The organism is Micromonospora sp. WMMD1082, from assembly GCF_029626175.1.
Lineage (GTDB): Bacteria > Actinomycetota > Actinomycetes > Mycobacteriales > Micromonosporaceae > Micromonospora.
On sequence record NZ_JARUBM010000002.1, the window covers coordinates 4,758,939 to 4,782,441 of the forward strand.

Here is a 23,503-nt window from a genome sequence, read left to right on the forward strand (position 1 = left end):
GGCAGGGCGACGGTCGGGCAGGCCCCCCTGGCGATCTGCGCCAGTCTGACTAGGCTCGACCGGGTGGAACAGACCCCAGGCCCGGCCGGGCCGCCGCTCACCCCCCGTACCGCGGTGGTCTGGTCGGTGCTGCGCGCCGAGCTGGACCGCCGGCCCGCCGCCGAGCTGACCGTGCTGGACGTGGGTGGTGGCACCGGCGGCTTCGCCGTGCCGCTGGCCCAGGCCGGGCACCGGGTCACCGTGGTCGACGCCAGTCCGGACGCGCTCGCCGCACTCAGCCGGCGGGCCGCCGAGGCGGGGGTGGCCGGGCGGGTACGCGCGGTGCAGGGCGACGGCGACGCGCTCGCCGGGCTGGTCGAGCCGGCCAGCGTCGACCTGGTGCTCTGCCACGCCGTGCTGGAGGTCGTCGACGATCCGGCTCCGGTGGTGTCCGCGCTGGCCGGCGCGTTGCGACCGGGCGGCGCGGCGAGCGTGCTGGTCGCCGGGCGGGCCGCGGCGGTGCTCAGCCGGGCCATGAACGGCCATCTCGACGTGGCCGCGGTGCTGGCCGCCGACCCTGCGGGCGCCGCCGGCTCCCGGGACACGCTGCGCCGGCGCTTCGACGCCGAGGTCGCCGCCGCGCTGCTGACCGCCGCCGGTCTCACGGTCGAGGAGATCCACGGCGTACGCGTCCTCGCCGACCTGCTGCCCGCGGCCGTGGCGGACGGCCAGCCCGGTGCCCTGGTCGAGTTGGAGCGGGCGCTGGCCGCGCGATCACCCTGGCGGGACGTCGCCGCCCAGTTGCACCTGTTCGCCCGCCGCCCGGCATGACCGGCTCGGCCGGCAGGCCCGCCCCCGACGCCGCGCCGGTGTCAGGAGAGGGACCTTCCGCTACCCCAGCCGTCAAGAAGGGGCCCTTCCTTACTCCCGTCGCGCCGGGGTATGGCGGTGGGAGCCTCGCCGACGTGCTGCCCAGCGCCCTCGCAGTGCTCGGCGTGCCCGGCGCCGTGGACCCGCTCGGCCTCGCCGCCGACCTGCCCGGGGTGCGCCGGATCGCGGTGCTGCTGGTCGACGGCCTCGGCTGGTATCAGATCCCGACCGCCGCGCCGTACGCGCCGACCCTGACCGGACTGACCGCCGCGGCCGGTCGGCCGCTCACCTCCGGCTTTCCCTCCACGACCCCGACCAGCCTGGTCACCCTGGGCACCGGGACGGCGCCGGGCGCGCACGGGGTGCTCGGCTTCAACCTGCGCGTCCCCGGCACGGAGCGGGTGCTCAACCACATCGAGTGGGTCGACGGCGACCCGGATCCGCTGCGCTGGCAGCCGGTTCCCACGCAGCTGGAGCGGGCCCGGGCGGCGGGTGTGGCGGTGACCGTGGTGAGCCGGCCGGAGTTCGGTGGCACCGGCCTGACCCTGGCCGCGAACCGGGGCGGTGACTACCGGGGCGCGGCCGGCGTCGACGCGCTGGCCGCCACGACGCTGGCCGCGCTGACCGCCGGGTCCGGCCCGACCCTGGTCTCCGCCTACCACCCGGACGTCGACCGGCACGGCCATCTCAGCGGCGTCGACTCGCTGCCGTGGCGGGTGGCGGTGACCGAGGTGGACGGGTTGCTGGCCCGGTTGGTGGACGGGCTGCCGCCGGACGCGGCGCTGCTGGTCACCGCCGACCACGGGCAGCTCGACGTGCCCGGTGAGCACCGGTTCGACCTGGACACCGACCCCCGGCTGACCGACGGGGTGCGGGTGGTGGCGGGCGAGCCCCGGGTGCGCTACCTGCACGTCGCGCCCGGTGCCGCCGCCGACGTGGCGGCCGCCTGGTCGGCCGTGCTCGGCGCTGCCGCCCGGGTGCTGACCCGAGAGGAAACGGTGGATACCGGGTGGTTCGGGCCGGTGCCCGCCGAGCACCTGGACCGGATCGGCGACGTCGTGGTGATCTGCAACGACACGTACGCCGTGCTGGCCACCCGATCGGAACCCCCGATGGTGTCCCGGCTGGTGGCCTTCCACGGCGCGGACACGGCGGCCGAGATGACCATTCCGCTGCTGGTGGTGCGGGGCTGATCCGCCGGAGTGTCGGTGGCGGGGGTTAACCTGCGCGGGTGGGCCGCAGCCAGTCGCTACCCCGGGGCGGCGATTCCCGGTTCGGGCCCGGCGCCGATGACGCCGGCTGCCCGATCCTGCACGTCGACATGGACGCCTTCTTCGCCTCCGTGGAGGTGCGCCACCGGCCCGAGCTGCGCGGCCAGGCCGTCGTGGTCGGCGGTGTCGGCCCGCGCGGCGTGGTCAGTTCCGCCAGCTACGAGGCCCGGCGATACGGCGTACGCAGCGCCATGCCCACGATGCGGGCCCGCGCTCTGTGCCCGCACGCGGTCTTCCTCGCCCCCGACTTCACCCGCTACTCGGCGGCCTCGCGCGCGGTCATGCAGATCTTCCGTGACGTCACGCCGCTGGTCGAGCCGCTCTCCCTGGACGAGGCGTTCCTCGACGTCACCGGCGCCCGGCGACTGTTCGGCCCGCCCGCGACGATCGCCCGCCGCATCCGGGAGCGGGTCGCCGCGGAGCAGGGGCTGACCTGCTCGGTGGGGGTAGCGTCGAGCAAGTTCGTGGCCAAGCTCGGCTCGACCCGGGCCAAGCCCGACGGTCTGCTGGTCGTCCCGGCCGACCGGGTGCTCGACTTCCTCCATCCGTTGCCGGTCGCCGCGCTGTGGGGGGTGGGGGAGCGCTCCGAGCAGGCGCTGCTGCGGCTCGGTCTGCGGACCATCGGTGATCTCGCGCAGGCATCGGTCGGCATGCTGCGTACCGCACTGGGCGAGGCCGCCACCGCGCACCTGCGCGAGCTGGCGTGGGGCCGCGACCCGCGCCGGGTCAGCCCGGAGCAGACGGAGAAGTCCATCGGCGCGGAGGTCACCTTCGACGTGGATGTCGACGATCCGACCGAGATCCGTCGTACGCTGCTCGCCCTGGCCGAGAAGGTCGGTGTCCGGTTGCGCGGCGCCGGGCAGGTGGGGCGGACGGTGTCGCTCAAGGTGCGGACCGCCGACTTCCGCACGGTCACCCGCGCCCGCACCCTCGACGTGCCCACCGACGTGGCCCGGGAGATGTTCGACACGGTGTGGGCGCTTTACACCGCTCTGCACCCGGGCGAGCGGATCCGCCTGCTCGGCGTCCGGGCGGAGGGGTTGGCGGCGACCCAGGAGACGCCGCGGCAACTCGCCCTCGGCGAGCCGGAGCGGGGGTGGCGGGAGGCGGAGGTCGCCGCCGACGCGGCGGCTGCCCGTTTCGGGCGGTCCGTCATAGGACCGGCCAGTCTTCTCCACGGGCGTGAGCCGCGACGAAATGAAAATCCGACCCGGCCGTAGGTCGTCCCGCTTTCCGACGCGCGAGGGCCCTCGTAGACTTGCGGGTAAGCAGCCGGTTGGCTGCCACGGTCTGTCGGTCCGACCGGACCGACCAACGTGACCGGGGAGGAGTGCCGTGCCGCTCTCGGAGCACGAGCAGCGGCTGTTCGAGCAGATCGAGCGGTCGCTTGCCGAGGACCCCAAGTTCGCCTCGGCCGTGCGCGCCAGCGATCCGCGCTTCCACGCGCGGCGTCGCCTGCTCGTCGCTGCCGGCCTGATCATTGCCGGCCTGGCGTTGTTGGTCTATGGCGCGGTGATCAAGACTCCGCCACTGGCAGTGGCGGGGTTCGTTGTCATGCTGGCCTCGGCCGCGTTCGCGGTGCAGTCGCACCGCCGGGCGCAGTCACCCGACCTGCACGTCGTCGGGGGCACGGCGAGTCGTCGCCGGTCCCGGGGCCGTGCCGGCCGGCGGCCGGGCTTCCTCGACCGGATGGAGGACAGGTGGCGGCAGCGCCCGGAGGGCCACCGCTGAACCCGTTCCGCCGTTCCTGAGGCGGAGCACCCACCCCGGCCCGACCGCCGGGGTGGCCCGCGCTCGACCGGCCGATGGCCGTTCGAGCGCTTCACGCCGTCCGGGATGCTGCGCTTTCTCGCCGTTCGGGATGCTCTGCTTCGCGCCGTGCTCAGCGGGCCGCGCGGCTGGCGATCAGCCGGCGCGGGCTGAACCGCTGTAGTCGGCGGCGCAGCTGACCTGCCGAGTTGACCAGCCGCGACGAGCCGTCCGCGACGGCGGTACGCCACCGGTGCAGCACCGACGGCGGCAACACCGTCGCCACCAGCCGGGTCCGCCGGTCCGCCTGCCCGGCGAGCGCACCGCGCACCGTCCGCAGGGCCGCCGGCAGGGGCTCGCCGGTCAACGGATCCCGGGCGTAGCGGGCCCGCTCCTCCGCCCGGCCGAGCAGGCGGACCGCCGACCCGGCCTCGGTGTCCGTGGTGAGCCGCTCCCGGGCCAGCCGGTCGGCGGTCGCCCGCGGGGTCTCCGTCCGGTCCACCCGGATCCGGTAGTCGACCAGCGTGTCGATGAGTTCGTCCCAGGCGGCGTGCGCGTCGGCCCGCGCCCGGTCCAGGTCGACGCCGACCAGCACCACCGGTTCACCGGAGCCGGCGGAGTCCCCGTCCGGAACGTCGACCGTCCGGATCGCCGGTGCCGGCCGACCCCGACGGCGGCGCAGGGCGAGCCGGCGCAGCGCGGGCACGGCGAGCAGGAGCAGCAGCGCCAGTACGCCGGCGGCGGCCAGCCACGGCCAGACGGGCGCCTGCTGGTCCGGAGTATCGGAACCGCCGACAGCGCCCGGGTCGGCGCCGTCCTCGAACTGATCCGGTCCCCGGTCCGCCTCGGCCGACGGGTCCGTCTCGTCGGGCGTGTCCGCCGTGCCGGTCTGCGGCGTGCTCTCCTCGGGGGCGTCGGTGTCCGGCGCCCAGGCCGAGCGGGTCGAGCCCGGTACGCCGTAGGCCGGGGTGGCGTCGAAGGGCACCCAGCCGATCTGGTCGAAGTAGACCTCCGTCCAGGCGTGCAGGTTGCGGTTGGTCAGCGTGCGGGTGTCGTCGCTGCGCCGGCTGCCGTTGGTGAACCCGAAGGCGACCCGGGCCGGGATGCCCGCGTCGCGAATCATCCAGGCCAGCGCCGCCGCGTACTGCTGGCAGTAGCCGACCTTGTTCTCCAGGAAGTCGAGGATCGCCTGACCGCTGGTGCCCTGCTCGGTGCTGAGTCGGTAGCTGAAGCCGTTGTCCTCGGAGAAGTAGTCGTAGATGGCGCGCACCTTGTCGTACTCGGTGCGCGCGTCCTGGATCAGATCCTCCACCAGGGCCCGCACCTCGGGCACGTCGGGCGTCACCGTCTGCTGCCGGCGCAGCGGCAGATCCGCCGGTAGCGGCTGGGCCCGGCGCAGCGCCTGCGGCGTGTATGTCGAGCGTACGTAGTCGAACGCGTACTGCTTGCCCCGGGAGTTGTCCCGGTTGGAGAAGACGACCTGCAGGTTCGGGTCGTAGAACCAGTTGTTGCCGAGCTCGGCGAAGCTGACCGGCTCGGCGTAGACCGGCAGCAGCGGCATGTTCAGCTCCCGGCTCACCTCCACGGTGGCCCGCTGCCGGGTGCGCTCCACGCCCGGCACCGACTGCCCGGACGGATCGGGCAGGTCGCCGGTGACCCGCCGACCGTTGGGGCCGCGCACCCGGAAGCCGTCGGTACGCAGGTCGTCAGCGACACCGAAGCGCAGGTAGAACGGCTCCTCCTCGGTGGTGGTGACCTTCACCAGGTCGGTCACCTGGGACTGGTTGAGCTGCCCGCTGAGCGCGGCGAAGAGGTCCACCCGGCCGGGTGGACCGCCGAAACCGGGGCCGATGCCCGAGCCGACGCCGGAGTTGAAGCCGGTCATCAGCCCGGCGGTCATCCCCGGCACGGCCAACGGCACCAGCACGGCCAGCGCGAGCCCCACCACCGCCAGCCGCCGGCCGGCGGCGGCCAGCGGGGACGACTCCCACACGTCGACGTCGCGGCCGTCGCCGGTGAACCGCCGGCCGAACCGGCGGACCCGGTCCACGTTGTCGGTGACCAGCAGCCAGAGGAAGCCGGCGGCGCCGATCGCGAACGGCACCGGCGGGACGCTGTCCACGTAGATCGCCACCGGCACCGAGTAGATGGCCAGCATCGGCAGGCCGGCCAGGGCGGGGCGGCGCAGGCCGACGCAGAGCACGTCCACCAGCACCGCCACCGAGCCGACGCCGAGCACGGTGATGAACAGCAGCGGATCGGTGTCCGGGACCTTCACGCCGTGCGAGCGCATGTCCCCCAGCGAGTTGCCGAGCAACTCGGCGAAGTGCCCGAAGGTGGCCGGGGTGGGCAGCACCGCCAGCAGCTCCGCACCGCTGGGGAACAACCAGGTCAGGGCGAGCGTGAGGCCGCCCAGCATGGCCAGCGCCTGGACCCAGAGCGGGGTCCGACCAAGCCGGGACAGCGCCGCCGCGGCGGCCACCGCGGCCACCGCGATGACCGCCTGGATCAGCCACGTCCAGCGCTCGAAGATGGCCGACAGCGGCGCCGCGGCGAGCAGCGTCGCGGCGGCGGCCACCAGACCCATGTTCCGATGGGCGATCATGAGGGGGACCTTCCGTTCATCGCACGCTACCGGCGACCGTCTCGGCCATCGCCGCCCGCAGGGCGAACCCCTGGGAACTCCGGCCGGCCTGCGGCCAGAGCGCCGGCAGCCGGCCGCCGTGGTCGACGCCGATCACCCGCCAACCGGACTGCAACAGGGCCAGCGCGGCGCTGTCGTGCGCCTGGTCGGCCTCGGCCCGGGCCTGCGTCGGCAGGTTGAGCCAGGCGGAGCTGTCCAGCAGGAAACACACGCAGGTGGCGCCGTTGGCCCGCAACCCGGCCAGCAGCTCCGCCTCCGCGGTGCTCAACGACCCGAACAGGCCGATGATCAGGCCGCCGTCGGCCCGCTGCCGCACGTGCTGCACCAGAGTGGTGATCTCCACCCGGTTATCCAGCCTGACCTCCGCGAGCTGGTCGAGCAGCAGCCCGTCACCGGCGCCCTCGCTCGCGTCGACGTCCGCGCCCGAGCCGGTGACCAGGCGCAGCTTGTAACCGGCCTGCCGCAGGTGCACGGCGATGCTGGCCGCGGCCGAGACCGCCCACTCGAAGCTGGCCGTCGGGCCGTCGCCCTGGTGGCCGTACGCGCGGGTGTCCAACAGCACCGTCGCCCGGCTCTCCCAGGGCTGCTCCTCCCGCCGCACCATCAGCTCCCCGGTGCGCGCGGTCGACTTCCAGTGCACCCGGCGCAGGTCGTCGCCGCGCCGGTACTCCCGGGTGGCCGCGTCGTCCTCGCCGTGCACCGCCACCGAGCGGGCCCGGCTCTCGCCGCTGCCGGCGTACTCACCGGGCAGCCGCACCGACGGCAGCGGCACCACCTGCGGCACCACCGTGAGACGGTCGGTGCCGGGGAAGGCCCGGCTGAGTTCGCACAGACCGAACGGGTCGGTCATCCGGACCACCAGCGGCCCGACCTCGTACCGGCCGCGCACGTCGGCGCGCACCGTGTACGCCACGGAGCTGGCCTGGTGCGCGCCGAGGCGCTCCAGCACCACCCGGGGCCGGCTGCCGAGGGCGTACGGGAGCCGGTCCTCCAGCAGCAGCGTGCCGGTCGGCAGCCGGGACATGTTCTGCAACCGCAGCACCACCCGGGCGTTGGCGCCCACCGGCACCCGGTGCGGCTCCAGCGACCGGTGGCAGGCGAGCTTGTAGCGGCTGCGGCCGACGTAGAGCGCGGCGAGCAGCGGCAGGACCGCCAGCAGCACGGAGACCCGCAGCAGGTCCTTCTCGCCGAGGATGCCGGCGGAGACGGCCGCCACCACCGCGGCCGCCAGGAAGGAACGGCCGCGGGTGGTCAGCCCGCGCAGCCCGTCACGCACGTCACGGCCTCCGGGGCTCGAACGGCGCCCGGCCGTTGCCGGTCGTCGGCGGGCGGGTGTCGTACGGCGAGCGCTTGCGGTCGTGCGGTAGCGGCAGCCGGTGCACCAGGTCGGCGACGATCGCGTCGGTGGTGCGCCGGGCGAGCTGGGCGTCGGCGGTGGGGATGATCCGGTGCGCCAGCACCGGCACGGCGAGCACCTGCAGGTCGTCGGGGAGGACGTAGTCGCGCCCGTCGAGAGCGGCCACCGCGCGGGCGGTGCGCAGCAGTTGCAGGGTGCACCGGGGGGACGCGCCCAACCGCAGGTCGGGTGACTCGCGGGTGGCGGTGACCAGGTCGACGGCGTACTGCTTGACCGCGTCGGCGACGTGCACCTGCCGGACGTGGCCGATCAGCCGGCGCACGGTGTCGGCGTCGGAGACCGGCCGCAGCCCGGGCAGCGGGTCGACCGCGCCGTGCGCGTCCAGCATGGCCAGCTCGGCGGTCGGGTCCGGGTATCCCATGGCGATGCGGGCGGTGAACCGGTCGCGCTGCGCCTCCGGCAGCGGGTACGTGCCCTCCATCTCGATTGGGTTCTGCGTGGCGATCACCATGAACGGCGTCTGGAGCTGGTACGTCACCCCGTCGACCGTGACCTGCCGCTCCTCCATGCACTCCAGCAGCGCCGACTGGGTCTTCGGGGACGCACGGTTGATCTCGTCGCCGACGACCAGGTTGGCGAAGACGGCACCCGGACGGAACTCGAAGTCGTGCGTCTCCTGGTTGTAGACGCTGACCCCGGTGACGTCGCTGGGCAGCAGGTCGGGCGTGAACTGGATGCGGCGTACCGAACAGTCGATCGACCGGGCCAGCGCCTTGGCCAGCTTGGTCTTGCCGACGCCGGGCACATCCTCGATGAGCAGGTGTCCCTCGGCGAGCAGGACGGCCAGGGCCAACCGCACGGTCGCGGTCTTGCCCTCGATGACCTGTTCGATGTTGGCCACGATCGCGTCACTCGCGGCGCGGAACTCGTCGTACGGCAGCAGACCGCCAACGTCGTCCCAGGTCTGTTGTGTCACGGGCCTCCTCCTCGTCGCCGTCACGGCAGCTCTGTGTAAGAGCACCTGGCCCCGCCGTTGGGTTCGCGGACGTACGAGCCTCGTCTGCCGCAGCAATCTCACTGGCCTCTCAGGCTAACCATGTTTGTCGCCGACGCCGACCGCCGCAGGTGTTTGAGTGCTTACGCAGCGATTTGTCATTCACTCAGCGCATGTCACCGGTTATGCCGGGTAAGGAGCCCCGAACTCGTCCGACGATGGGAAGACCTTGCCCGACCGCACCGACGCCCCGCTGGGCCTGGAGGCGGCGTGATCCTCGCGGTCGTACTCGCCTGTCAGGTCGGCCTGGCGGCCTGCGTCCCGCTGCTGACCCGGCGGCTCGGCCGCAACGCCGGCTACCCGTTGGCCGCCGGGTACCTGGTCGTGGCGGCCCTGCTGCTCACCCGGCTGCCGGTGATCCTCGACGACCGGGACGTCGCCATGGCGTGGCGGTGGCTGCCCGGCCTGGAGATCCACGCCGCGCTGCGGATGGACGCGCTCGGCCTGGTCTTCGCGCTGCTGGCCCTCGGGGTCGGTGCGCTCATCATGGCCTACTGCCCCCGGTACCTCAGCGGCGACCCGGCCGAGCACGAGCGGGTGTACGTCACGATGACCCTCTTCGCCGCCGCGATGCTGGGCCTGGTGCTCGCCGACGACCTGCTGGTGCTCTTCGTCTTCTGGGAACTGACCTCGATCCTCTCCTTCGTCCTGATCGCCCAGGGCGGCCGGCCCGCGGCCACCGGCCCCGCCGTGCAGGCGCTGCTGGTCACCGTCGCCGGCGGCCTCGCCCTGCTGGCCGCGATCGTGCTGCTGGCGGTGCACCTCGGCACCACCAGCCTGGACACCATCGTGGCCGAACCGGAGCGGCTCGCCGGCGGACCGGCCGGGGTGGTGGGGACGCTGGTCATCATCGCCGCGTTCACCAAGTCCGCGCAGCTGCCGTTCCACTTCTGGCTGCCCGGCGCGATGGTGGCGATCACCCCGGTGAGCGCCTACCTGCACGCGGCGACGATGGTCAAGGCCGGCATCTACCTGCTGATGCGCTTCTCGGCGGTGTTCGGCGGCTCCTGGGCGTGGGACGTCACGCTGATGGTCGGCGGGCTGCTCACCGCGATCCTCGGCGCGCTGCTGGCGCTGCGGCAGTACGACCTCAAGGCCCTGCTGGCGTACTCCACGATCAGCCAGCTCGGCCTGCTGGTCGGGGTGATCGGCGCCGGCACGCCGGCCGCCGACGCGGCGGCGATCCTCTACACCGTCGCCCACGCGCTGTTCAAGGCGACCCTGTTCATGCTGGTCGGCATCATCGACCACCAGGCGGGCAGCCGGGACGTGCGGGAGCTGTCCGGCCTGCACCGGGTGATGCCGGCGACGGTCTGGCTCACCGCGCTGGCCGCGATGTCGATGGCCGGCCTGCCGCCCACCATCGGCTTCGTCGGCAAGGAGGCCATCTTCGAGTCCCTCGGCGAGGCGCGCGGGGTGTGGTGGCTGGGCTGGTCCGCCGCCGGGCTCGGGGTGCTCGCCTCGGTGCTCACCTTCGCGTACGCCGCCCGTCTGGTGCACGGGATGATGGAGGGGCCGACCCGACAACGCCAGCTGCGCGAGCCGTCCTGGGCGTTCCTCGCCCCGGCCGCGGTGGCCGCGGTGGTGGCGACCGTCCTCGGCCCGGCGGTGGCCGTGCTGAGTCCACTGGTGGAGCGGGCCGCCAACGACGCCCGTCCGGAGGGAACACCGCCGTACCTGGCGTTCTGGCACGGCTTCACCCCGGCGTTGGGCCTGAGCCTGCTCACCGTGCTGCTGGGCGCGCTGATGTTCCTCGGCCGGGTGCGGGTGGACCGGTGGCTGCGGGCCGTACCCACCACCCCGCCCTTCGCCGAGCTGCTGGAGCGCGGCCGGGGCGGGCTGCTGCACGCCGGCGCGCTCGTCGCCCGGACCGCGCACTCCCCGGACCCGGCCCCCTACCTGGCCCGGCCGTTGCTGGCCGTGGTGGCGCTCGCGGTGGTCGCCGCGGTGCTGCCCCACATACCGGCCACCCCCGGCGGCGACCCGGTCCGGCCCGGTGACTGGCTGGTGCTGGGGCTGCTCGTGACGGCCCTCGCCGGGCTGCTGGTGGTGCGCTCCGCGCTGGCGGCGATCGGGCTGACCGGGGTGGTCGGACTGCTGCTGTCGGCCTGGTTCCTGACCGTCGGGGCGCCGGACGTCGCGCTGACCCTGATGCTGGTGGAGGTGCTGACCGCGGTGGTCGTCATGCTGGCCCTGCGGCAGCAGCCGGGCCGGCTCGCCCCCGTCGGGCGGCGCGGGCCGGTGACCGGCGCGGCGCTGCTGGCGGTCGCGACGGGCGTCGCGGCGGCGGCGGGCACCGCCGTGCTGACCGGGCGCGCCCACCTGTCCGGCCCCGGCCGGTGGTACGTGGAGCGGGCGGAGGAGCTGACCGGCGGCGCCAACGTCGTCAACACGATCCTGGTGGACTTCCGGGCCCTGGACACCCTCGGCGAGGCGGTGGTGCTCGCGGTGGTGGCGCTCGGGCTGCTCCGGCTCGGCGCCGGCCGCCCGGCCGAGCCCCCCGCCGAGCCCACCGGGGGCGACGTCGTGCTCGGCTTCGCCTACCGGGTGCTCGCACCGGTGATGCTGGTCGCCTCGGCCCTGTTGTTCCTCCGGGGACACGAGGAGACCGGCGGCGGCTTCATCGGGGCGCTGCTGGCGGGCACCGCCGTCGGCCTCGGCCAGCTGGCCCATCCCGGCGGTGCCCCACTGCTGAGCCGGCTCCGGTCGGTGCCGCTGGTGGCGGCCGGGCTGCTGGCCGCCACGGCCGCCGGGCTGGCGCCGCTCGTCGCCGGCCGGCCGCTGCTCACCCCGCTCACCCTCGCCACGCCGGGTCCGGTGCCGGCGCTGTCCACGTCGCTGGCGTTCGACCTCGGTGTCTACCTGATGGTCCTCGCGCTGGTGGTGGCCGCCGTACGGCGCCTCGGCATGCCGACCGCCCCGCCGACCGCCCGGCCAGTTGCCCCGCCCGCCGCCTCGCCGGCCGCCCCGCCCGAGACCGGCGGCGGCTCGGTGCGCGCGAGGACCGAGCCGTGAGCGCGGCGTTCATCGTCGGCGCACTGGTCGCCGCCGGGGTCTTCCTGCTGCTACGGCCGGGCCTGCTGCGGGTGGTGCTGGGCTTCGTCCTGCTCGGGCACGCCGTCAACGTGGTGCTGCTCGCCGCCGGCGGGCTCGGGCGCCGGACGGCGGCGCTGGAGGAGGCGGGCCCCGACACGGCCGATCCGCTGCCACAGGCGTTCGTGCTGACCGCCATCGTGATCACGTTCGGCATCACCGTCCACCTGCTCGGCCTGCTCCGGCCCGGCGCGGGCGCATCCGCGAGCGCCGACGAGGTCACCGACGCTGACGCCGCCGATGCTGACGCCGCCGGTGGCGGCGCGGGCACCCCCGCCGACACCGACACCGGCAGCACCGATCCGGTGCGCGAGGGTGGGCCGGAGGGGGAGCGGCGGTGAACGGTCTCCTCCTGGTCCCGGTGGTCGGTCCGTTGCTGGTCGCCGGCGTGCTTCTCGCCCTGCCGGGCCGGACGCCGGTGCACCGGGCCGCCGCCTTCGTCACGATGGCCGTGGTGCTGGTGACCGGCGGGGCGCTGCTGGTCGACACCGGCGGCGGAGGGGTGCCGGTGCTGCGGGTCGGCGGTTGGCCGGCGCCGGTGGCCATCGGCCTGGCGGCGGACGCGCTCAGCGCCCTGTTGGTCACGGTGACGGCGCTGGTGGTGCTCTGCTGCCTGGTCTCCGCCGCCGGCTCCGGCGACGACCGCCGCCCGTACTTCCTGCCGCTGGTGCTGGTCCTCTCGGCCGGGGCGAGCGGCGCGTTCCTCACCACCGACCTGTTCAACCTCTTCGTGCTGATCGAGGTCATGCTGGTGCCCTCGTACGTGTTGCTCAGCCTGGCCGGCGGGGCCGGGCGCGGCGGTGCGGGCCGGGTGTACGTGGCCACCAACCTGCTCGCCTCCACCCTCCTGCTGGCCGGGGTGGCCCTGGTCTACGCCACCACCGGCGTGGTCGGTCTGGGTGACCTGGCCGGCGCGGCGCGCGACGAGCCGGGGGTCGCGGTCGCCGTCGGCGTGGTGCTGCTCGCCCTCGGCGTCAAGAGCGCACTGGTCCCTCTGCACGACTGGCTGCCGCGGGTCTACCCGGTGGCCTCGCCGGTGGTGGTGGCGCTCTTCTCCGGGCTGCTGACCAAGGTCGGCCTCTACGCGGTGATCCGGATCTACGCCGTGGTGTACGGCGGCGACCCCGCGTACCACTGGTTGCTCGGCGCGGTGGCGCTGCTGTCGATGGTGGTCGGCGTGCTCGGCGCCGTCGGCGAGAACTCGATGCGGCGGATCCTGACATTCCACATGGTCAGCCAGATCGGCTACGTGCTGCTCGGCCTGGCCCTGTTCACCGCCGCCGGCCTGGCCGCAGCGGTGTACTACCTGGCGCAGTACATCCTGGTGAAGGCGGCGCTGTTCCTCTGCGCGGCGGCGGTACGCGCCGGCCGGGGCACCGACCAGCTCGACGGTTCGGGCGGTCTGGCCGGGCAACGACCCGCCCTCGCGGTGGCGATCGCCGGTGCGGCGCTGTCGCTGGCCGGGTTGCCGCCGTTCTCCGGCTTCCTGGCGAAGTTCCTGCTGCTGCGGGCCGCCGCGGAGACCGGAGCCTGGCTGGCGATGACGGTCGCGGTGCTGGTCAGCCTGGTCACCCTGCTGTCCATGCTGAAGATCTGGAGCGCGCTGTTCGCCGGTGACCCGCCGGCCTCGTCGGGCGTGGCGAAGCGGATCGGCCCGTCACTGGTCGGCGCACCGCTGGCCCTGGCCGGGCTCTCCCTGGCGGCGGGGGTGGCCGCCCCGCCGCTGCTGGCGGTCGCCGACACGGCGGCGGCCGGGCTGCGCGACCCGGCGGGCTACGTACGGGCGGTGACCGGGCGATGAGCGAGCGCAGCGAGCGAATCATTGGGCTCAGTGCGGTGGTGCCTCGTCGCGGCGCCGAGCGTAGCGAGGTGGCGCGATGAGCAGGCGCAGCGAGCGAATCATTGGGCTCAGTGCGGTGGTGCCTCGTCGCGGCGCCGAGCGTAGCGAGGTGGCGCGATGAGTACGGTGTCCGGCACCGCCCGCCGCGCGTTGGTGCGGACCGGGCGCATCCTGCGCTTCGCCGGCTACTTCGTGGTCCGGCTGGCCCAGGCGAACCTCGTCGTCGCCTGGGAGATCCTGACGCCGGGTTCCCGGCTGATTCCCGGGGTGGTGCGGGTGCCGCTGCGGGCGGTCACCGACATCGAGGTGGCCGCGGTGGCGCTGGCGGTGAACCTGATCCCGGGCACCCTGACCCTGAGGGTGACGAGACAACCCGCCGAGCTGTCGGTGCACGGCATGTACGCGGCCGACCCGGTGGCGTTCCGCCACGAGGTGACCGAGCTGGAGTGGCGGCTGCTGGCCGCCCTGCGCCCGGCCGACCACCCCGAGGGCAACGCGGCTGACGGTGACCCGGCCGGCGGCGACCCGGCCGGTGGCGGCGGTGGCCCGAGGTGGAGATGGAGGTGGAGATGATCCTGCTCGACGTGGTGCTCGTCATCCTCGCGGGCGCGATGGCGGTGGTGATCGTCCGGATGATGGTCGGCCCGACCGACGCCGACCGGGCGGCCGCGCTGGACCTGGGCTGCTTCGTCTTCCTGGCGGCCCTGGCCGTGCTCGCCGCCCGGTTGCACGCCCCGGACCTGCTCGACCTGGTGCTCACCGGGACGCTGGTGAGCTTCCTGGCCACGGTGGCGATGGCCCGGCTGGTGGACCGGAGGCAGCGATGATCCGCAGCGTGGCGGCGTCGGCGCTGCTGCTGCTCGGCACCGCGTTGATCGCGATCAGCGCGGTGGGTCTGATCCGGCTGCCGGACGTCTACAACCGGATGAACTCCGTGGCCAAGGCCGCCAGCCTGGGGGTGAGCTGCGTCCTGCTCGGCGTGTTCCTGCTGATACCCGGCTGGCGTACCGCCGTGGTGGTCCTGGTGGCGGTCGGCCTACAGCTGTTCACCGCACCGGTCGGCGCCTACGCCCTGGGCCGGGCCGCGTACCGTGCCGGAGCGCCCCTGGCACCGATCACCCGCTACGACGAGCTGGGCGGGCGGGCCGGCGAGGGGCGCGACGAGCCGTCCTGAGGGGGTGGTAGGCGGCGGCGTCGCCGGAGATGGCGGTACACTGCGGGGCATGGCCGGAGTCTTCCTGCTTCTTACCGGGCCGTGCTGATGCGCTGAACGCGCGACAGCACGGCGGCCCCTCCTGCGTGAGGGGCTTTTTCGTGCCCGCCGCCGGCCCGGGGCGGGCCGCCGGGCACGGGATGCGAGACCAGCCAGCACGAGACTCCGCCGAGCGACGCGAGGAGAGCCATGACCGAGGCAGCCACCCCGACGAGCGACACCCCACCGTTCCGGTACACCGCGGCGCTGGCCGGTGAGATCGAGCGCCGCTGGCAGGACCACTGGCAACGCGAGGGGAGCTTCCACGCGCCGAACCCGGCCGGTCCGCTGGCCGATCCGGCCCACCCGCGCTCCGGCGCCGAGAAGCTGTACGTGCTGGACATGTTCCCCTACCCGTCCGGCGCCGGGCTGCACGTGGGCCACCCGCTGGGCTACATCGGCACCGACTGCTTCGCCCGCTACCAGCGGATGGCGGGGCGCAATGTGCTGCACGCGATGGGCTTCGACGCGTTCGGCCTGCCCGCCGAGCAGTACGCGGTGCAGACCGGCACCCACCCGAGGACCACCACCGAGGCCAACATCGACCGTTACCGGTCGCAGCTGCGCCGGCTGGGGCTGGCCCACGACGAGCGGCGCTCGGTGGCCACCATCGACACCGACTTCTACCGCTGGACCCAGTGGATCTTCCTGCAGATCTTCAACTCCTGGTACGACCGCGAGGCCGGGCGGGCCCGCCCGATCAGCGAGCTGGTCGCCGAGTTCGCCGGGGGCACCCGGCGCACCCCGGACGGCCGGCCGTGGGCGGAGCTGTCGGCGGCGCAGCGGCGGCAGATCGTCGACGACCACCGCCTGGCGTACGTCTCGGAGGCGCCGGTGAACTGGTGTCCCGGGCTGGGCACGGTGCTGGCCAACGAGGAGGTCACCGCCGACGGCCGCTCGGAGCGGGGCAACTTCCCGGTCTTCAAGCGCCACCTGAAGCAGTGGATGATGCGGATCACCGCGTACGGCGACCGGCTGCTGGATGACCTGGACAAGCTGGACTGGCCGGAGCCGATCAAGCTGATGCAGCGCAACTGGATCGGCCGGTCCACCGGCGCGCACATCGACTTCCCGACCGACGTGGCGCCGATCCGGGTGTTCACCACCCGGCCGGACACCGTCTTCGGTGCCACCTACATGGTGCTGGCGCCGGAGCACGAGCTGGTCGACGTGCTGGCGCCGGCGGCCTGGCCGGAGGGCACCCGGGACGCGTGGACCGGTGGGCACGCCAGCCCGCGAGCGGCCGTCGAGGCGTACCGCAAGTCGGCGGCGGCCAAGACGGACGTGGAGCGGCAGGCGGAGACGAAGGAGAAGACCGGCGTCTTCACCGGCGCGTACGCCACCAACCCGGTCACCGGCGCGCAGATCCCGATCTTCATCGCCGACTACGTGCTGGCCGGCTACGGCACCGGGGCGATCATGGCGGTGCCCGGCCAGGACGAGCGGGACTGGGAGTTCGCCGAGGTGTTCGAGCTGCCGATCGTGCGTACCGTGCAGCCGTCGGAGGGCTTCGACGGCAAGGCGTACACCGGGGAGGGTCCGGCGATCAACAGCGCCGCGCCCGAGCGCGGCCTGGACCTGGACGGGCTGGGGGTGGCCGACGCCAAGGCCCGGATCATCGACTGGCTGGAGGCCACCGGCCACGGCCGGGGCGCGGTGACCTACCGGCTGCGGGACTGGCTGTTCAGCCGGCAGCGCTACTGGGGTGAGCCGTTCCCGATCGTGTACGACGCCGAGGGCAACGCCGTCGCGCTGCCGGAGGAGATGCTGCCGGTCGAGCTGCCCGAGGTGGACGACTTCTCCCCGCGTACCTTCGACCCGCAGGACGCCGGCAGCGACCCGGAGACGCCGCTGTCGCGCCGCCGGGACTGGGTCGAGGTGGAGCTGGACCTGGGTGACGGGCCGCAGCGCTACACCCGGGAAACCAACGTGATGCCGCAGTGGGCCGGCTCCTGCTGGTACGAGCTGCGCTACCTGGACCCGACCAACACCGAGCGGTTCGTCGACGCGGACACCGAGCGGTACTGGATGGGGCCGCGCGGGGAGGGCGACTGCGGCGGCGTGGACCTGTACGTCGGCGGGGCCGAGCACGCCGTGCTGCACCTGCTGTACGCCCGCTTCTGGCACAAGGTGCTGTACGACCTGGGCCACGTCTCGTCGTTCGAGCCGTTCCGCAGGCTGTTCAACCAGGGCTACATCCAGGCGTACGCGTACACCGACGCCCGGGGGGCGTATGTGCCGGCCGAGGAGGTGGCCGAGCGCGACGGCGGCTGGTTCCTGGGTGATGTCCAGGTCAACCGCGAGTACGGCAAGATGGGCAAGTCGCTGAAGAACGTCGTCACCCCGGACGAGATGTGCGCCGCCTACGGCGCCGACACCTTCCGGGTGTACGAGATGTCGATGGGCCCGCTGGAGGTGTCCCGCCCGTGGGAGACCCGGGCGGTGGTCGGCTCGTACCGGTTCCTGCAGCGGGTCTGGCGGGCGATCGTCGACGAGCAGACCGGCGAGTCGCGGGTGGTGGATGCCCCCGCCGACGAGGCGACCCGGCGGCTGCTGCACAAGGTGATCGACGGCGTCCGGGGCGACATGGAGGGGATCCGGTTCAACACCGCGATCGCCAAGCTGATCGAGCTGACCAACGGCGTGACCCGGCTGGCGCGCACCCCGCGCGAGGTGGCCGAGCCGCTGGTGCTGATGGTGGCGCCGTTCGCCCCGCACATCGCCGAGGAGCTGTGGCGGCGGCTGGGCCACCAGACCTCCCTGACGTACGCGGACTTCCCGGTCGCCGACGAGGCCCTGCTGGTCGCCGAGACGGTCACCTACCCGGTGCAGGTCAACGGCAAGGTCCGGGGCCGCATCGAGGTGCCCGCCGACGCCGCCGAGGAGTCCGTGCGGTCCGCCGCGCTGGACGCGGTGGCCGGCGCACTGGCCGGCAAGGAACCCCGCAAGGTCATCGTCATCCCCGGCCGCATGGTCTCCGTCGTCGCCTGAGACGTGGTCGCCGGCTGCGGCCCCACCCCACCTTCAGTCGAGATCTTGGACAGTTGCCGTTCATCGAGTTCATCGAGAACGGCAACTGTCCAAGTCGCCCGGTCTCTTCGGGACGCCGTGCAGGCGCAAAGAGGGCATGCGGTCTGCCGCGCGGTCGGCTCGGCCCGCGTGGACCACGAAGCCCGCAAGGGCAAGGCCCGTCGGATCACGCTCCCAAGATCTGCACAGTTTCAGGGATACTGCTGCCTCAACTCCGGCCGAGGCAGCAGTATCAGGGAAGTTGCGCGGATCATGAACCCGGGCCGGGACCTTTGTCACCGGTGCGCTGTGGTGGGGTTCCCTCTACCAGTCAGATCTCGCTTCCGCATCTCAAGCGATGGGACCGTCGACAACCGTCAGAGCCGCGAACAGCGTGCCATCTGTCCGCGGGCGCTAGTACGGCAGCCGCCGTTCGGGACTATGGCTGGTGTTCGAGGTTGAGGCGTCGGGTGTAGTGGGCTTGGCGGGCTCGGGCTTGATGGCGGCGGCGCCAGTCTGACCAGCGCAGACGGTGGGTGAGGTCGCGGATCGGGCGGAGTACGAGGGTGTTGATCAGTCGGCGGGTCTCGTTGACGGTCAGCTTGATCAGCCCTGTGTCGGTGGAGTCGTCGTCGGCGTCGGCGGCGCAGATCGCCAGGACGGCGAGGGCGGCCAGGGCGAGGGTGGTGAAGCGGTGCCAGGAGTCCCAGCGGCGGACCTGGTGCTGGTCGAGGCCGACCTGGCCCTTGGCGGCCTGGAAGCTTTCCTCGACCGTCCAGCGGATGCCCGCGACCCGCACGAGTCGGGCAAGGGTGGCTTGTTGCGGGGTCCAGCAGCGGTAGAAGGCCAGCTCGCCGGTGGTGGTGTTGCGGCGGATCAGGAGGCTGTGGTGGCCGCCGTCGTCGGGGTCGGCATCGGTGCAGACGTCGTTGAGCCAGGCCCAGTCGTAGAAACGCGGGCCCTTGGATCCGGCGCCTGCGCTGCGGCGCTGCCACGCCGAGGCCGGTAGGTCGACGGCGACCCGATCAGCCCGCACCCGGGTCTTGCCACCGTCGAGAGGGACCAGGTGGCTGCGGGACACGGCCAGGACATAGCCCAGGCGGTGTTCGCGCAGGTGAGTGCGGAAGACGCTGCTGTTGCCGTAGGCCTCGTCCGCAGCCGCCCACCCGACGGGAACGCCGGCGTCGACCGCAGCGGTGATCATGTCGGCGGCCAGCTCGGACTTCGTGGCGAAGGCAACCTCGTCGGGAACCCCAGCGGCCTGGCATCTGTCCCGGTCATCGGTCCACGACACCGGCAGGTAGACCCGGCGGTCGATCAGCGTGTGCCCATGCCGGCTGGCATAGCCGCAGAACACCCCTACCTGCGCGTTCTCGATCCTGCCGGCAGTGCCGGTGTACTGGCGTTGCACCCCGACCGAATGCGTGCCCTTCTTCAGGTCCCCGGTCTCGTCGACAACCAGCACGCCGTCCGAGTCACCGAACCGGGCCACGACCACGTCGCGCAGATCGTCGCGGACAGCGTCGGCGTCCCACACCGCCCGATACAACAACCTCTGCATCGCGTCCGGCCGGGCATGCCCGGCCCGCTCCGCCAACTGCCAGCACGTCTTGACCTCAATGTCGGCCAGCAGCCCACTCACGAACGCCGTAGCCGTGCGCCGCGGCTCGACCCGCCCGAACCGTCCCGCGAACGCATCACACACCCCGGCCAGAACCTGCCGCCACCGGGCAGGGTTTACGCTGTGGCACGCGGCCACCGCCAGATCTGAAGTTATGTCCACAGCAGACAGACGATCACGCGGTGGCCGCACCTCGCCTACCAGGCCCCACCAGCGACATCTCAAACGGCGGCTGCCGTACTAGGCGGCGAGGCCGAGCATTTCGCCGGCTCGCACGTTGAATCGTTGGACCTCGTGGAGATTGCCGTACGGCTTCATGCGCCGTTGCAGGTCGCGTACGGTCTCGACGGCCCGTGACGAGTTGACCGAGGCGGCCAGGGCCACGACGCGCGCTGCTCGCGAGGCGGCAGCTTCGACGTTGGCCCGTTCGAGATCGGCGATCGACAGCGCAGCCTCGCTGAGAGCACCACGCCGAGCGCGCCCCTGACGGCGGGCACCGGTGGCGGACTCCTCGGCGAATCGCATGCTGGCTGTGCGCGCCGAGGATTAACGGCTGGCGATGACGTCAGACCCGAGCTGTAGCGGCGCCGTGTACCGTCCAAACTGGGCCTGTGGGGGTGGTGGCCGTTGACCACCATCCCGATCCTCGATCTGGAGGTGGACCGTTGCCATGATCAAGAAGGCGGACACCATAGGTGCGCGGGTCCGGTACTGGCGGATACGCCGGGGTGGGATGACGCAGGCCGTCCTCGCCGGCCTTACCGGCGTGAGTCAGTCGTACGTCTCGCAGATCGAGTCGGGGCGGAAGACGATCGACCGCCGCTCCACACTGGTCGCGCTTGCTGCGGCACTTCAGGTCACGGTGGCCGACTTGCTAGGCCAGGGCACGGAGCCTGGCGATCCGGCCCGCGAGAGCGCCGCCGAGTGCGTGCCGGCGATCTGGTCGGCTCTGATCGAGATTGAGGACGGCGAGCGTCGTTCGCCGACGCGAACGGCGGAGCAGTTGGTCGCGGAAATCGATCGAAGCGATCAACTCCGCATGATCTGCAACTATCCGGCGATGGCCGCGTCGCTCCCGAGATTGCTGGTCGAGGCCGCTGCCGTCGGCGGTCCGGCATTCGCTCGGGTGGCATACCAAGCTGCGACGTGCCTGCGGCATCTCGGATATCGGCATCTTGCCCTCAATGCGGCTCGAGTGGCCGTGTCGGCCGCCGAGCAGGTGGAAGATCCGGCCTGGATGGCGGCCTCCCGGTTCGCGTATGTGCAGAGTCTGCCGATCGAGGCCGCGTCGCTTGCCGCCAAGGCTGCTGACCGGTCGCTGATCGAGTTGCAGTCCGACGCCGCCGACGTGCGGGTACGGCAGATGCTCGGCCAGCTACACCTCTCGGCGGCACTGACCTCAACTGTGGAGGGCCGCACGGATGTAGCTCGTGACCATCTGGCCGAGGCCACCCGGGAAGCATCGAGCCTTGGAGACCCGGTGGACGGGGGAGGCTTCAACGGTTGCGGGTTCGGGCCGACCAACGTCGGGCTCTGGAAGATGTCCATTGCCGCAGAACAGGGCGAGATGGGCAGGGTGATTGAGCTGTCGCGGACGATACGCCCCAGGGTGCTGGCGGCAGCGAATCGTCAGATGGCCTATTGGCTGGACCTTGGCCGATCGTTGGCGGATAGCGGTCGTCGGGACGCGGAGGCGCTCGGCGCATTCGTGCAGGCCGAGCGAGTCGCGCCCACACCGTTCGCATTGAACCCCCTCGCGCGGGACGCGGTCGTGACCCTCGCTCAACGGGCGAGACGGCGGGCTATTTCGGACGACCTGCGGCGGATCGCTGGCCGAATGGGCATCAGTCTGGCTGCATAACTGGCGGTAATCGAACCATCACCTTCTCGCCCTACTGTCCGGTTCGGGGGCGGTTGCCTCCTCCGGCTTGGTGAGACGATGGTCAGCCCCTCCTGGCACGCTCTCCACAGCCGCTATCGGTGGAGGCGGGATGAGCGGGCAGGACGACGCCGGGGCGGGCAGCCCGGGTGAGCAAGCCGAGGCGACGGAGCGGGAGGCTGCGCGGCGGCGGATTCTGGCGCAGGCCGAGGCGGAGCGGATTCCGGTGGAGGAGACCACGAGGGCGGTACCGGACCGGCGGTGGCGGCATGACCAGCAGGGGTGAGCTGCCGATCGGGCGGCGGGTGGCGCAGTGGCGGGCGCGGCGGCGGATGACCCAGCAGGCGCTTGCGGATCGGCTGGGCAAGTCGAAGAGCTGGGTCGACAAGGTGGAGCGGGGTGCCCGCCGATTGGACAAGTTCTCGGTGATCCAGCAGATCGCCGAGGTGCTGCGGGTGGACCCGGCGGTGCTGCTCGGCCAGCAGTCACCGGCACCGGCCGGTGGGTCAGCGCGGGACGGCCTCGACGGAGTGCGGGCGGCGATGGCCGGGGTGTTTCGGGCGTCGGAGCGTCCGGTGGGGTTGGGCGAGCTTCGTCGGCACGTCGGGCATGCCTGGCTGACGTACCAGCATGCGCGGTATCCGCAGGTGGTGCGGGCGCTGCCGGGGATGTTGGACGCGGCGCAAGGGCTCTCGGCAGCCGCGCCGCCGTTGCTGGTGCAGGTGTACCGGATCGCGTCCTCGGTGCTGGTGAAGCTGGGGGAGGCGGATCTCGCCTGGCTGGCCGCCGATCGGGCCGTGGCGGCGGCGGGTGGCGATCGGGTGTTGGCGGGTACGGCTGCCGTCTCGATCGGGTCGGCGTTGCGGGCGGCGGGCCGGGAGCGGTTGGCGTTGGCGGCGACGGTCGCCGCCGCTGGGCGGCTCGTGCCGGTCCCGGGCGGAACAGCGAGGCCGGTGGGTCCGAGCGGGAGGCCGGTGGGTCTGGGCGGGAGGCCGGTGGGCCTGGGCGGGAGGGCGGTGGGCCCGAGCGGGAGGGTGAGGCTGGGCGGGGTGGGGCTGAGTGGGAGGGCGCCGGGTGGGACGGTGGGGCTGGGCGGGACGGTGGGGTCGGGTGGGCTGTTGGAGGAGTCGGCGGTGGGCGGGACGCTGTTGCTTCAGGCGGCCTTTGCTGCCGCGACGTGTGGCGAGGTCGGCCAGGCCGGGGTGCTGCTTGACCGGGCCGCCGAGGTCGCGCAGGGATTCGACGCGGGGGAGGACCCGCACCGGACGTGTTTCGGATCCGTGGTCGTGGAGTTGGCGCGGGTGGTGGTGGCCGTCGAGGGTGGTGACGCGGTGGAGGCGGTGTGTCGGCACGAGGTGGTGATGCGGCGGGACGGGTGGCGGCGGTTGCCGGCCGAGTATCGGGGTGCGTATCTGATGGACGCCGCGCGGGCGTACCTGCTGGCCGGTGACCTGGCGGGGGCAGGGCGGATGCTGGTCGCAGCCGACAGTGTGGCACCGGCCGAGGTCCGGTCGCGTCCGTCGGCGCGTACTCTCCTCGCCGAGATCGCCCGGGGGCGACCCGCACCGGCCGGCGTCGCCCGCCTGGCCACCCTCGTCGGCCTCACTCGATGAGCGGTGGTCAGTCCCTTCGGGGTGTTTGGGTGCGTTTCTTGCTGCCAGGGCAGCAAGAAACGCACCCAAACACCGATGCCGTGCCAGGAGGCGGCGGGCAGCTCGATCCCGGATCGAGCGTGATCATGGAAGGTGTCGACCAGCCACGAGCCGGCGATGGTGGCCGGGTACGGGTCGGCGGGCAACCCGGCGGCGGTGCCGTCGTAGACCTCGATCAGGCGGAGCCAGGCCGTGGTCGGCAGGTTGTCGTGCACCTGTGCCACCCACTGGAT

17 protein-coding genes and 2 pseudogenes are annotated in these 23,503 nt (G+C 73.0%); 14 read left to right on the forward strand and 5 right to left on the reverse strand.

Going from position 1 to position 23,503, the window contains the following annotated elements:
* Nucleotides 1-45: 45 nt before the first annotated feature.
* From O7615_RS22015 to O7615_RS22030, 4 genes are all read left to right on the forward strand, one after another.
* Nucleotides 46-810 (forward strand): methyltransferase domain-containing protein, encoded by a 765-nt coding sequence (locus O7615_RS22015; protein ID WP_278182190.1) that lies wholly within the window; start codon nucleotides 46-48, stop codon nucleotides 808-810.
* Nucleotides 807-2,042, forward strand: a complete 1,236-nt coding sequence (locus O7615_RS22020) for a nucleotide pyrophosphatase/phosphodiesterase family protein (RefSeq protein ID WP_278179693.1) — start codon at nucleotides 807-809, stop codon at nucleotides 2,040-2,042. Before O7615_RS22015 ends, O7615_RS22020 begins: the two co-directional genes overlap by 4 nt.
* A gap of 38 nt (nucleotides 2,043-2,080) precedes the next feature.
* Entirely contained in the window at nucleotides 2,081-3,340 is a 1,260-nt protein-coding gene (locus tag O7615_RS22025) for a DNA polymerase IV (protein WP_278179694.1), read from the forward strand.
* A 115-nt stretch (nucleotides 3,341-3,455) separates the two neighbouring features.
* A complete protein-coding gene (locus tag O7615_RS22030; protein ID WP_278179695.1) occupies nucleotides 3,456-3,851 on the forward strand; it encodes a DUF3040 domain-containing protein in 396 nt (131 codons plus the stop codon).
* Between the two features lie 151 nt (nucleotides 3,852-4,002).
* Here O7615_RS22030 and O7615_RS22035 read toward each other — a convergent pair whose 3' ends face one another.
* Genes O7615_RS22035 through O7615_RS22045 form a run of 3 tightly spaced genes read right to left on the reverse strand, consistent with a single transcriptional unit; the run spans nucleotide 4,003 to nucleotide 8,846 of the window.
* Nucleotides 4,003-6,474 carry a DUF3488 and transglutaminase-like domain-containing protein gene (locus O7615_RS22035; RefSeq protein WP_278179696.1) on the reverse strand — a complete coding sequence of 824 codons (2,472 nt, stop codon included), beginning with the start codon at nucleotides 6,472-6,474 and terminating at the stop codon, nucleotides 4,003-4,005.
* A 16-nt stretch (nucleotides 6,475-6,490) separates the two neighbouring features.
* Nucleotides 6,491-7,789, reverse strand: coding sequence for a DUF58 domain-containing protein (locus tag O7615_RS22040; RefSeq protein WP_278179697.1), 1,299 nt, complete (start codon nucleotides 7,787-7,789; stop codon nucleotides 6,491-6,493).
* A gap of 1 nt (nucleotide 7,790) precedes the next feature.
* Entirely contained in the window at nucleotides 7,791-8,846 is a 1,056-nt protein-coding gene (locus O7615_RS22045) for a MoxR family ATPase (protein ID WP_278179698.1), read from the reverse strand.
* Between the two features lie 288 nt (nucleotides 8,847-9,134).
* On the opposite strand from O7615_RS22045, the pseudogene mbhE reads away from it, so the two are divergent.
* From mbhE to leuS, 7 genes and pseudogenes are all read left to right on the forward strand, one after another.
* Nucleotides 9,135-11,828, forward strand: a pseudogene (gene mbhE, locus O7615_RS22050) (hydrogen gas-evolving membrane-bound hydrogenase subunit E); the annotation flags it as partial.
* A gap of 107 nt (nucleotides 11,829-11,935) precedes the next feature.
* A pseudogene (locus O7615_RS22055) lies at nucleotides 11,936-12,202 on the forward strand (NADH-quinone oxidoreductase subunit K); the annotation flags it as partial.
* Between the two features lie 152 nt (nucleotides 12,203-12,354).
* On the forward strand, nucleotides 12,355-13,818 hold the full coding sequence (locus tag O7615_RS22060; protein WP_278179699.1) for a proton-conducting transporter membrane subunit: 1,464 nt from the start codon (nucleotides 12,355-12,357) through the stop codon (nucleotides 13,816-13,818).
* A 156-nt stretch (nucleotides 13,819-13,974) separates the two neighbouring features.
* Nucleotides 13,975-14,430 (forward strand): Na+/H+ antiporter subunit E, encoded by a 456-nt coding sequence (locus O7615_RS22065; RefSeq protein WP_278179700.1) that lies wholly within the window; start codon nucleotides 13,975-13,977, stop codon nucleotides 14,428-14,430.
* Complete coding sequence (locus O7615_RS22070; RefSeq protein ID WP_278182191.1) at nucleotides 14,427-14,684, forward strand: monovalent cation/H+ antiporter complex subunit F; 258 nt, start codon at nucleotides 14,427-14,429, stop codon at nucleotides 14,682-14,684. The genes O7615_RS22065 and O7615_RS22070 overlap by 4 nt, the downstream gene beginning before the upstream one ends.
* Nucleotides 14,681-15,031 (forward strand): monovalent cation/H(+) antiporter subunit G, encoded by a 351-nt coding sequence (gene mnhG, locus O7615_RS22075; RefSeq protein ID WP_278179701.1) that lies wholly within the window; start codon nucleotides 14,681-14,683, stop codon nucleotides 15,029-15,031. Before O7615_RS22070 ends, mnhG begins: the two co-directional genes overlap by 4 nt.
* Before the next feature lie 228 nt (nucleotides 15,032-15,259).
* Nucleotides 15,260-18,100 carry a leucine--tRNA ligase gene (gene leuS / locus O7615_RS22080; RefSeq protein WP_278179702.1) on the forward strand — a complete coding sequence of 947 codons (2,841 nt, stop codon included), beginning with the start codon at nucleotides 15,260-15,262 and terminating at the stop codon, nucleotides 18,098-18,100.
* Nucleotides 18,101-18,557: 457 nt separating this feature from the next.
* Here the strand turns inward: leuS and O7615_RS22085 are convergent, their stop codons facing one another.
* The gene (locus tag O7615_RS22085; RefSeq protein WP_278182177.1) at nucleotides 18,558-19,832 is read right to left on the reverse strand and encodes an IS701 family transposase; all 1,275 of its coding nucleotides are present in this window, start codon (nucleotides 19,830-19,832) and stop codon (nucleotides 18,558-18,560) included.
* A 147-nt stretch (nucleotides 19,833-19,979) separates the two neighbouring features.
* Nucleotides 19,980-20,264, reverse strand: coding sequence for a hypothetical protein (locus O7615_RS22090; protein WP_278179703.1), 285 nt, complete (start codon nucleotides 20,262-20,264; stop codon nucleotides 19,980-19,982).
* Nucleotides 20,265-20,409: 145 nt separating this feature from the next.
* Between O7615_RS22090 and O7615_RS22095 the strand changes: the two genes are divergently transcribed.
* The 3 genes from O7615_RS22095 (at nucleotide 20,410) to O7615_RS22105 (ending at nucleotide 23,231) form a co-directional block, all read left to right on the forward strand.
* Nucleotides 20,410-21,600 (forward strand): helix-turn-helix transcriptional regulator, encoded by a 1,191-nt coding sequence (locus tag O7615_RS22095; RefSeq protein ID WP_278179704.1) that lies wholly within the window; start codon nucleotides 20,410-20,412, stop codon nucleotides 21,598-21,600.
* 130 nt (nucleotides 21,601-21,730) lie between these two features.
* Complete coding sequence (locus O7615_RS22100; RefSeq protein ID WP_278179705.1) at nucleotides 21,731-21,904, forward strand: hypothetical protein; 174 nt, start codon at nucleotides 21,731-21,733, stop codon at nucleotides 21,902-21,904.
* A complete protein-coding gene (locus tag O7615_RS22105; protein ID WP_278179706.1) occupies nucleotides 21,888-23,231 on the forward strand; it encodes a helix-turn-helix domain-containing protein in 1,344 nt (447 codons plus the stop codon). Before O7615_RS22100 ends, O7615_RS22105 begins: the two co-directional genes overlap by 17 nt.
* Nucleotides 23,232-23,503 lie beyond the last annotated feature (272 nt).